The 11067-nt window shown below is 40.8% G+C and carries 12 protein-coding genes, 1 tRNA gene and 1 pseudogene; all 14 read right to left on the reverse strand.

Annotation, left to right across the window (positions count from 1 at the left end; translation table 11 throughout):
• Positions 1 to 267 (reverse strand): GTP-binding protein (locus ACEYV4_RS07230; RefSeq protein ID WP_373842662.1); only part of this gene is annotated, 267 nt, incomplete at its 3' end.
• A gap of 22 nt (positions 268 to 289) precedes the next feature.
• The gene (locus tag ACEYV4_RS07235) at positions 290 to 547 is read right to left on the reverse strand and encodes a DUF3343 domain-containing protein (RefSeq protein ID WP_373842672.1); all 258 of its coding nucleotides are present in this window, start codon (positions 545 to 547) and stop codon (positions 290 to 292) included.
• Positions 548 to 566: 19 nt separating this feature from the next.
• Positions 567 to 1220, reverse strand: a complete 654-nt coding sequence (gene yedF, locus ACEYV4_RS07240) for a sulfurtransferase-like selenium metabolism protein YedF (protein ID WP_373842663.1) — start codon at positions 1218 to 1220, stop codon at positions 567 to 569.
• 25 nt (positions 1221 to 1245) lie between these two features.
• Positions 1246 to 2286, reverse strand: coding sequence for a selenide, water dikinase SelD (selD, locus tag ACEYV4_RS07245; RefSeq protein WP_373842664.1), 1041 nt, complete (start codon positions 2284 to 2286; stop codon positions 1246 to 1248).
• A gap of 97 nt (positions 2287 to 2383) precedes the next feature.
• The gene (locus ACEYV4_RS07250) at positions 2384 to 3277 is read right to left on the reverse strand and encodes a TSUP family transporter (protein WP_373842665.1); all 894 of its coding nucleotides are present in this window, start codon (positions 3275 to 3277) and stop codon (positions 2384 to 2386) included.
• Between the two features lie 24 nt (positions 3278 to 3301).
• Positions 3302 to 4318, reverse strand: a complete 1017-nt coding sequence (locus ACEYV4_RS07255) for a proline racemase family protein (RefSeq protein WP_373842666.1) — start codon at positions 4316 to 4318, stop codon at positions 3302 to 3304.
• Between the two features lie 17 nt (positions 4319 to 4335).
• Positions 4336 to 4809, reverse strand: a complete 474-nt coding sequence (locus ACEYV4_RS07260) for a glycine/sarcosine/betaine reductase component B subunit (protein WP_373842667.1) — start codon at positions 4807 to 4809, stop codon at positions 4336 to 4338.
• Between the two features lie 15 nt (positions 4810 to 4824).
• Positions 4825 to 5571 (reverse strand): proline reductase cluster protein PrdD, encoded by a 747-nt coding sequence (prdD, locus tag ACEYV4_RS07265; protein WP_373842668.1) that lies wholly within the window; start codon positions 5569 to 5571, stop codon positions 4825 to 4827.
• Positions 5572 to 5677: 106 nt separating this feature from the next.
• Positions 5678 to 6403, reverse strand: a complete 726-nt coding sequence (gene prdB, locus ACEYV4_RS07270; protein ID WP_373842669.1) for a D-proline reductase (dithiol) protein PrdB — start codon at positions 6401 to 6403, stop codon at positions 5678 to 5680.
• Positions 6400 to 6723, reverse strand: coding sequence for a CBO2463/CBO2479 domain-containing protein (locus ACEYV4_RS07275; RefSeq protein ID WP_373842670.1), 324 nt, complete (start codon positions 6721 to 6723; stop codon positions 6400 to 6402). Before ACEYV4_RS07275 ends, prdB begins: the two co-directional genes overlap by 4 nt.
• Positions 6723 to 8621, reverse strand: coding sequence for a D-proline reductase (dithiol) proprotein PrdA (prdA, locus tag ACEYV4_RS07280; protein WP_373842671.1), 1899 nt, complete (start codon positions 8619 to 8621; stop codon positions 6723 to 6725). Before prdA ends, ACEYV4_RS07275 begins: the two co-directional genes overlap by 1 nt.
• Before the next feature lie 487 nt (positions 8622 to 9108).
• Positions 9109 to 9998 (reverse strand): annotated as a pseudogene (pepI, locus tag ACEYV4_RS07285) (proline iminopeptidase).
• A gap of 76 nt (positions 9999 to 10074) precedes the next feature.
• A tRNA-Sec gene (locus tag ACEYV4_RS07290) sits at positions 10075 to 10171 on the reverse strand.
• A 37-nt stretch (positions 10172 to 10208) separates the two neighbouring features.
• A complete protein-coding gene (locus ACEYV4_RS07295) occupies positions 10209 to 10934 on the reverse strand; it encodes an oligopeptide:H+ symporter (RefSeq protein WP_373842673.1) in 726 nt (241 codons plus the stop codon).
• Between the last annotated feature and the right edge of the window lie 133 nt (positions 10935 to 11067).

Raw genomic sequence — 11067 nt, forward strand, 5'->3', positions numbered from 1 at the left:
TTCACCAGCATCAACAACTAAAAGTGCCATGTCGATCCCCGTTAGCCCTGAAATCATATTTTTTAAAAACTTTTCATGACCAGGAACGTCAACAAATGCGATCCGCTTTTTGCTCGGTAAATCAAAATAAGCGAAGCCTAAATTAATTGTTAGACCCCGCTTTTTTTCTTCCGGAGCAGTATCGGTATCCGTCCCTGTCAGACGCTTAATAAGGGTTGTCTTTCCATGGTCGACATGTCCTGCAGTCGCAGTAACAATATAATCCATGATTTAATAATCCCGCTTTCTTTTATTTAATCACCGTATAACTACTCTTAATTCCGTTACGAAGGGCATGGTAAAAGCCCTTATAGCTGACATTATTATTATCTAATAATTTTCTTAAACTGACGGTATCATCAAGCTCGTACCGCAAGCTCAAACCACAACCGGCAACAATTTGCCCCGGTGTACCAATCAGCCGTGCGTGAAATTGATTATCTTTAGCTAGCGTTTCTGTTTTTATTGCCTCATGTGTAGAATCAAAGACAACCAAACCATATTCCATATGCACAACTAATCACCAACTAACAAGGCTTTACTACTCGCTGCGCAGTCCGCATTAATTCCGTAATTCTAAACATATTAGTAATCGAACCAACTCCCAATTGATCTTTAATATCAAAGAAGTTAACGCAAATACCACATTCCATTACCTTAACACCCATTTTTTCCAGTGCCTGAAGATCTTCTACGGTATCAGCATCTTTCATTGCTAACTTAACACCGCTATTAAACATTAAAATGTATTCAGGTAAGACATCTTGTTCGGTCAATGAAGAAACAAAACTCTTAGCCAGCTGTTTTCCTAAGGTTGAATCACCACGTCCAACCTCATTTGAATCTAATACAACAATGTAGCCGTCTGAAAGCCGAATACTATTAAAGGTAGCTGGTTCAATTCTTTGTTGGTCACCACTATCTTCAACCGTAGTAGCGTTAATTGCTGCATCACAGGCTGTTGGCATTGTTGCTTGCTTTTCTACCGTTACTGCCCACTCATGGTCACCTTTTTGCTCAACAGATACCTTATATCCCAATTGCTTAGCCATCTTAGAAATGTTTTCTGTAGCAATTTTTTCACTAACACGTGTAACAACCACATCATTATCGCGCAGAGCCTTGCGAGTCATAATAACTGGTGTTGGACAAGCTTTTCCCATTGCGTCAACTGTTTGCATAGTTTAAGATCTCCTTTTAATTTAACTAATCAACAATAATTTCAACTGGATCATTAGGATTCTTTTGAGTAACTTTTCCAATAATTGCTGGCTTAGTTGGTAAATTCTTCATTTCAGCCATCATTTTATCAGCATAATCAGGCTTAACAGCAATTAGTAGTCCACCTGATGTTTGTGGATCAAATAAAACCTCTTCCAATGCATAATCATCAAAAGTCATTTTAATGCGATTGCCGAGAAAATCTCGATTGCGTTGACCTCCTGCTGTAGTCAGGAACTCACTACCACATTCATAAGCCTCTGGAATCATTGGAATGTTCTCAGCAGTTAAGGTTGCTTGAAATTCCCCATGGAGCATTTCTGTTAAATGACCTGCAAGGCCAAAGCCGGTAATATCAGTACATGAATCAACTGGGTACTTACGCATAATATCAGCGGCATACTTATTAAGGGTCGTCATTGAAGTAATCGCTGCTTGATAAGCTGCTTCACTAGTTTGTTTGGCATTATATGCCGAGACTACCATGCCCACTCCCAATGGTTTAGTTAGGATTAGCACATCACCGGCTTGCACCTGATCATTACGAAGAATTTTACTTGGTGCAACCTTACCCATTACTGACAAGCCATATTTTGCACGATGATCATGAATTGAATGGCCTCCTGCTAGAACACCACCAGCTTCTTTAACCTTTTCTGCCCCACCTTGTAAGATTTTCTCTAAGACCTGCATATTACTATCTTCAGGGAAACAGACAATATTAAGGCAAGTAATCACGTCACCACCCATTGCAAAAACATCCGATAAAGCATTAGTTGCAGCAATTTGTCCAAATAGATAGGGATCAGTAACCATCGATGGAAAAAAATCAAGGGTTTGAATAATTGCAGTATCATCATCAATTTGATAAATTGCCGCATCATCGTCCGAGTTATAACCAACTAATAACCGGTCGCTTTGCTTAGGACGTGGCAACGATTTTAAGATTGCGGCTAAATTTCCAGCACCAATTTTGGCATTACAGCCCCCACACACGGTTAGAAAGTCATCATTCGCAGATGCCATTGTTTGTTTCACTCCTTATTTCAATTAAGGCTTGGCCAAGCCTATGTATTTGGTCATGAAGTTAATCATGACCAAGCAAATGTATGTGTTTAATTAATTAATCCTGTTTTTGAGCCTTAAACTTCTTGATTCCTTCAACTAACATTAAGATTGAAGTATAAATCATAACAATGATAACTAACCATGTCAGCATTTTAACATTCATACTCTTGACAAAAGTATAGGCAATGTAAACACCTAAGCAACCAAAAATCGTAATCGCAATTGATGGTACCCGCGCATAATCATTATTCTTAATGAAGGTATGCGCAGCTACTGGCATTAACGCTGCACAAGAAGCCATCATGATTGGGAAAGTTACTAATGGGTTCATCCCCATCAAGTAAACTAGTGCTAGACAAGGAGCATACAAACCGATCCCAGCAGTCATTAGAGCTCCTAAAATGAAGTTAACAATTGCAGCAACCCAGAGCTTCCAACCATGAATCCCCATGGCGGTATTACCAGCACCAAGGGCTGCAGTAACCCCGGTTGCAGAAAGAATCATTAAAATTGCCGTAATGGCTAATGCAATCCCCATTACAACTTGAATTTTCTTCTCATCAAATTGCGCAACCACTTTAGATCCTAACCAGGAACCAAGGATCGCAGCAATAACCATTACCAGTAAAGTAGTACTTTCAACTTTAACCGTCCCAGTGTAGAGAAAAGCTTCTACTAAAACTGGAATCGAACAGGCAACCGTTAGCGTCCCAGGCAGTAACTTATCGCTCTTTAGAGAGTGAGTTAGCTTCAAGAACATCGTTGTTGGCGCGTAAGAACCGATCCCTAAAGTGTCAAAGAAGTTAGTAACAAAACCGATAATTCCTGTGACAATCCAATTCCCATCGTTAATTTTTTTGCGGTTAACAATTAAATCATGGCCAAAAATGATTACGATATAAATCGACATAATGGCCAAGATGACTCGGACAATAATTGTACCGTTCATAAACTAATACCTCCTAATTTGATTTCATTTGAGGTTAAACCCTCCTGATAGTGGATCATGCGGATCAAATAGTAAGGTATTAAAGCCAGTAATATAAGCAGAACCAGTAACTTCTGGAATAACGGCTTTTTGGTCTCCTATTGTCGTTTCCTTCAGAACCCTACCAACAAATTTAGTTTGTAAAATGCTCTCGTAAACAAACTTTTCGTTCAGACCTAGTTCACCCTTAGCATACAGAGTTGCCATTTTAGCACTTGTCCCTGTACCACATGGCGAACGGTCAACCTGGCCATCACCAAAGACCACCACGTTTTGCATCGTTGCGTCTTCGGACTTTGGATCGCCATACATCTCTACTAAGTCAATTGTATTAATGTATGGCATTGTTGGGTGTTGGACCTTAATTTGTTCATTAGCAGCGTGGAGAATCTTCATTCCAACTTCCGCTAACTTCGATGAATTTTCTGGGTTAATCTTTTCCTTTACTTCTGCAACTGGTAAGATTGCAAAGAAGCTACCACCGAATGAAACATCTAGTTTAATCTTTCCCAGGTCTGGAACGTCAATTGTGACATCCCTCTTGTACAGGAATGCTGGAACATTTTGGAACGAAACACTGTCGACAACAAATGGTTCTGACATATGAGCAGTTGCCCGAATGATGCCAGCTGGCGCTTCTAAGACAACTTGTTTTTCCCGGTCCTCTTCCTTAACGTCAACCATTCCAGTTTCAACGATCGCTGTAACTGCAGCTATCGTATTGTGACCACACATATTGAGGTAACCACCAGTATCCATAAAAATAATTCCAAAATCTGCCTCAGGGTTTTTAGCTGGTACCAAAAAGGCACCAAACATTTCACTGTGACCCCGTGGTTCTAACATAATGGCTTTCCGTAGGTCATCATGGTGGTCAATTAAATACTGCTTTTCTTCAGCAATCGTATTTCCCTCTAACTTAGGGATACCCCCAATAACGATTCGTGCGGCTTCACCCGCTGTATGTGAATCAATAACGCTTAGCATTCTGTTAAACTTCATCTTCATATACCTCCCGTCTATTCATTTCCATCCGCTCGCATCTTGAGCTTCAGTAAACCGAGAGCCTTATTTGCATCATGCAAATCAAGGTTATTCTCACCAACAACCGTGGTTTCAATTCCCTGCGCAGACTTATTTATATCTAAAACATACTTTGTATAGTCATTGCTAACTACAAAAGTTGCCTGTTTACCAATAAATTTTAAGCCAACAACAGAAATACCTTCATCACCAATTGATGACATTGTATTCATAAAATCGACATCTGAGTTTCCCCAGCCATCAGCTGAAATAACAGCACCATGGGTCCCCATTCCCTTAAGCCACTTTGCAGTCCGTTGACCGACCAAGTGCTTGAGGCTGTTATCCTGTGGTGTACCAACAACCACAACTCCTTGAAGGTTAATATCAGGATCATTACCAAAAACCTGCACTAGCGGGTCATGGAAGTGGTGAAGGGTTGTTTCCTTAGTCGATGGACCAACACCCATAGATAATCATCCTTTCTAAACCATCGCGTGAATGGCACCATCACGATATTCGTTTGGTGTTAGCAATACCGGAAAATTATCCATATCAATAATGGATTCGCCACCGTGCATCCCGCTTGGCTCAGTTGGGAATAAAAGGTTATCATACATTGCCCCTTGTCCCGCAACTTGCTTTACGATTACAACATTAGGCTTTCCTTTTCCTTGGTTTGGATAATTATGATATTCATGAGTTTCGCTTGCTTCCCGCCCATCAATCATCTTCATGAGTTTCCTGAGCGGTTGTAAATAGTCGTCCGCATACTTAAAAATACCGGTAAATAAGTCCCGACTATATTCATATTCGGCACCAAGTATGACATCAAAAGAAATAATATAGTCTTCAGGTCCTGGAGTACCAGCCATTCCCAATTTGATTTGATCCTTTAAGATTCCATCAGATGAGCCAAAATCATGTAATTGCTTACCGGTAACGTCAGCGCCAGTAATAATCATATCTACTCCGGTTAGTGTATGGGTTAAACCATTCCCCAGACTTCCCAAAACCTTTGTTGAAATCGGAACTACATCCATAATGGAATTAACAGGCACATCAAGATGGTGCGGCCGAATTATGCGGATTTTAATTGAGTTATAAAACGAAGGTAATTCTTCGTCAATCTGCTGAGGGATTACAAGGTGACCAGCATTAAAATGATACTCATCACCAAACGTAACATCCTGAACATCAAAAGATTTAATTTTCAAGATATCGTCTTCCATAAATTTACCCTCTTTCTAAATAAGGCGCGGCCATACAAAATAACTCATATAGGCGCGGCCATACAAAATAACTCATATAGCCGCGCCTTATTAGCCTTATTTGAGGTTAAATATCGGCAACATATTCGTACGGAAGTGGTACGATCTTGCCAGGTTGGTCAATTTCCACCAGTTGTTTCAACGTATCTTTTACGATGCCCGTTTGCATCTCCACGTTGTTTGGTTCGCCGGCATTGGCACCCATTGGTACACGAGGAGCAACGGCACGTGGCGTACCTTGCTGACGCGCTACTGGAGGTAACGCTGCAATGATAATAGTAGGAATCCCTAGAGATTCAATAGCTCGCTGCACGATCACGGCAGTTCTGTGGCAGGTACCTCAACCAGCAGTCAGAATAACGCCATCGACGCCTTCCTCTTTGATCTTCTTTGCAATTGCTGGACCAGTTTCTTCAGTGAAGACTTTAACGTCTCCACCACCACCCATACAAGTGTAGAAGTTCGGAGCAAGTGAACCGATGAAGCCTTCATCAACAAGTTCACGTAAACGATCAATTGGGAACATGCAGTTGATGTCCTTGTTAACATCGGTGTTGTCATAACCACCGTGTGAAACCATCAATTCATCGTCCTTAGCAGTACTTGGGACAACCCGGTAACTAGTATCACCGGCTAAATTGAAAGGTTTATCTTTCTTTAAGTGGACACCAGCGGCAGTAACAATCGCAATCTTCATATCCTTAAGCGGTTTCGTTACTTTAGCAAAAACCGGCTTTGGTGTAATTGGAACGAAGACTTCGGATTGTAAGCCATCAACTTTTAATAAGCTCATTTCTGTTTCCTTCCTTTCTCTTTGGCAATTGCTGCCATTCGTTTTTTATATTCATGAAGCGCGCCTAAATACTTTTGGTTAGCTTCCGTGTCAAGAACCTCTGGATAAGACATTAACCAGCCGACCTCTTCACCAACTTTTGGATCATACTCCGTAATTAGCAGACGACGTGGAATATCCATTTTCCCCATTCGTCCTTTGAAGTCGATTTTAACACTAACATCATTTACTTCGGTAATCACGCCTTCAAATACGCGCTCCGTCGATGAATACTTTAGCTTATCGATTTCCGAAGAATAATCCATCCGTTTATCAGTCATTAGTCAACATCCTTCTCATAGTGTTCCTTACGTTTCTTACTCATTGGTAAGCTTTGTTCGTTCTTAACCAGGTTGATCTTCTTACCAGTTGCCTTTTCAATTAAGTCAATGTTATTTAACTTAACATTAGGGTTCCACTTACGTTCTGGCTTCTTGATCTTTCCACCGGCCATCTTAGTTTCAAGCATTGCCAGGGCCCGAATAGCATCTTCTTGACAAAGTGTGTTGTTTTCAAGAACTTCGTTTTCAATTCCCCACTTGGACTTGTTGTTATCAACAATCGCATCCATGTACTTGTTACCAGTAACCAGTTCACCTTGAACAGCAGAGTAAGTAATTCCAACAACTGGAACACCGCGGGAACCAATAGCTTCAATGTTTTCACCATAGTCAATATGATTGTTACCGAAGCCTTCAGTCGTAACAATGGCACCATCAAGGCCCATTGCTTCAGCCCACATTCCAAGCCGCTTAGAAACATAACTCTTCTGCGTGTTAGCTTGTGGTGAACCGATCAGACAAACACCGACAACGTCAATGTCTTCGTCGGCCAATGCTTCTTCAACCAATGGTTCACGCCAGTAATGACGAGAAGTTTCCTTAGAAGCAGGACCGATACAAGTAAGGGCATGGATACCACCATCGAGAACTTCCAATGGTGAAAGCATAATTGGTAAGTTACCAAGATCAACGTTAGCTTGCGCGCCAAGAGTACCAACTGGTTCTTTTGGCAAAATCAAGTTATCGTGCATTGCACCTTGGCCCATGATTTCCTTAACCAGGAGAACCCGCTTGTTACCAAACCGACGCTTTTGTTCCAGCTTTTCGGTGTTAACAACTAGGCCATCATCGGCCTTCTTAAGGGCTTCACGGATATGTTCAACAATTGTATCAGCTGCTTCGTGAGCACCACGTGGTCCACGACGTTCACGGTTAGTACCTGCTTGAACAGTGGCATTAATGACAAGCATAATTTCACCCTTGTCAATAGCGCCCGGACGGCCCCACATAACGTTTTCATCAACGTAACCTTCTGAGGAACCGAATTCACCAACTTGAACACCGTTCTCGTCAGTACCAGTTAAGACGGCAACAACACCATCAAGGACCCGGGTAACACCTTCACCAAGTTCACCCTTTTCCTTGGTAGCAATTGGTTGAACGTCCATAATACTGTTAGTGTACTTGTGGTAATCGTCAGGTGTGATAACGCTAATCTTCATGTCCTTAACGATTTCATGGTCCACAAGCGCCTCCTTGCAGAGTTGATCAGGATTACCAATGACTAACGTAGTTCCATCAATCTTGGTCTCATCACCAAATTCAACCTTATCAATCTTAAAATGCTTCCGAGTCAAGCTCCGGACAACTTCTTCATCAACTTTTTCTTCTTGTTGAGAATCAGTTGTTTCGTTACTTTCTTGGCTAGCAGCAGGTGCACTTTGGACGGCACCTTGGTTAACCATTGCCAATGGAACATCTAATTTGATGTCCTTACCTTCCTTAACAGAAAGGTGTAGCATCCCATCAGAAACGCCATTATTAGCAACAGTGGTAGTTACATCTGAAGAAGTGGTCGATGATTCATCACTTTCTGTAGTGTCATCATCTTTATCTTCTTCATCATCATTTTGTGCTGAAGGATCTTGAATATTATCAACAACATCCGGTGTCAACGGAAGTAAAGCATCCATAGTCTTGTCTAGAGTGGCTCCTAAAACCTGACCAATGGTTAAAACATTGTCAGGCAACTCTAATAGACCTGAATCCTCATAATCAGGGAACAGTGTCGGATCTTCTAAGTCAGAAGCTTCCAACAGCTTACCCTTTTCCCGCCGGCAACATAATACGGCCGGGTCGTTGAGGTGCTCCTTAGCAGTTTCAACTGAAATAGACATAGGCCAACCTCCTTAAATAATGTTCAGTTAGCCGAGTCTGTAGACGGACTGATGATTCATGTGTGGTTTGTATCATTTATTGTGAATCCGTCCACAAATCACGACATAACCAACCTATAATCCTGCTTGATATCATTGCAGCTTTTATCAAGCAACTTTATTATATCTCATTTTTGAACCGCTTTCAACGCAATTAAGGTTAAATTTTAACTCGTTTTTATTATGAAAATGATTATTTTCTATCCACTATAGATAAATTTATGGTCTAACAATCTATTAAATAGATTTAATGTGCTCTTTCACAAGCGATAATAAATGTCTATTATTTTAAATAAAATTCTTGAGTAAATTTAATGGAGCTGTGACATAACCCACGGTTAGGGCACGGGATATCTTTGTAATATTCGACAATCAGGAAAGGGCCTGTGGCAAAACATGGATTTGTCACAGGCCCTAGTTAACTATTTTTACTTGTGTCTACACAGCCTTAATCATTAGCGTTTAACCAGTCGATTAACAGTTTTTCATAGTTATCATGCCGTTCTACGAATGACATATGACGACAGTATTGGAAAAGATGCCATTTAGCATTAGGAATACGATCATACATTGACTTAGCAGTATATGGTGTGCATAAATCATCGGTTCCACTGGTAATTAAGACGGGAACTTTAATGTCTTTTAATTGGTCCATGTAATCATAATCCTTCAGGTTACCTTCTGGATTATACTCATTCGGGCCCCACCCCGTAACATAAGCAACCGATCCAGCATTTTTCTTTCGACGAAGTGGTTCAGGATCATCTGGTGATGGTGCCGCATTGCAGTGCATTTCCATAAATTTAGCATTGGCACGTTGATATTCAGGGCTCGTAAATTCATCCTTAGCTTCAGCATCCGCAATTGCTTTTTGATCAGCTGGATCCATAAACTTAATCATCCGGTGTAATTCCTTATTCCACATCCATGATGCAGGTAAAGTACTTGCAAAATCCCGGATTTAATTCCTTGCGGCTGTTCATCACACAGGTAAATAATTCCCAGCATTCCACCCCAAGATTGGCCAAGTAAATGTACTTGGTCAAGGTGAAGATAGTCGCGCAATGCCTTTAATTTCTTCACCCAAGTTGCCGCATTATATAATTCATCAGCCTTATCATCAGGCATTGAAGACTTTCCACAGCCAATTTGGTCGTACATGATCAATTGTCGATGATCCTTTGCCGCTAAATCATCGAGAACCTCAAAGTAATTATGAGTTGAACCTGGCCCACCATGTAATAGCAACAGTGGTGCCTTTTCACTCTTTTCGCCAACAATCCGGTAATACGTCTTATAATCGCCAAACGGCATGTATCCTTCTTGTACCCTTGTCATTTTACACACTCCTTATAACAAAAAAGAGAGCCGAAAATCTCGACTCTCACTACTCTTAAATAATTAATATTCATCCTGGCGGGAATACGTAGGAATCGAACCTACCTAAGAGGCTTTTAACCCCTCGCACTGGTTTTGAGGACCAGGGAGCACACCAGAACTCATCTATCCCCACTGAATATTATAACGAAAGAGATAAGAATCGTCAACCTACAATTGAATTAGTCTTGCCAATAGTCCCCGCATGGAGAACAGAATTACCGCAATCACAATTGCAACAACCCCCATCACGCCAAAATACATTGCAGCATTCGGGACACTATACAACTTCACTAGCTGAGCATTAAATGACTGCGCAGCAGCATCTCCCAAGAACCAAATACTCATCATTTGCGCATTAAAAGCCTTAGGCGCCAGCTTAGTAGTTAATGATAATCCGGATGGTGAAAGGAATACTTCACCGATTCCAACAATAGCAATACTAAGAATTAACCACCAACCAGAGAACTTGACTCCGACTCCATTAATGGCAATTGGAATCAACAATACTAAGAACGAAAATGCTGATGCTAAAAGTCCAATGGTAAACTTAGATGTTGACGAAGGTTGTTTCTTTCCAATCTTTGTCCACATTGCAGCAACAATTGGTGAATACACTAAAACAAACAGTGCATTGAAGCCAGTAAATTGGCTGGCCTGCACATGAATGCCAAACAGTCTTAAATCAGTCATTTGCTGAGCAACCAGTGGGAAAATGGTCATTGTTTGCTCATAGATTGACCAGAAGAAGACACTGGCAATAAAGACAACAATATAAACAATTACGTTTTTGCGATCCTTAGGAGTAATCTTGGGGCTCCGGAAAATATTAAAGAAGTAAATTGCCGGTAGCAAAATTCCTAAAATCGTAATGATAAGGTAGATTGTAAAATCAATGGTATATCAGAAAACAAAAAAAGGTAAAGATAAGAAATTATCTTATCCTTACCGAATATCATAGAGCCCAAAAAGATAACAGAGTCAAAAGCCTTATTCGTTATTTTCAGGTAAAATGTGCCGCATAATTCGC

The sequence above is a fragment of the Limosilactobacillus sp. genome (genome assembly GCF_041859915.1).
Classification (GTDB): Bacteria; Bacillota; Bacilli; order Lactobacillales; family Lactobacillaceae; genus Limosilactobacillus.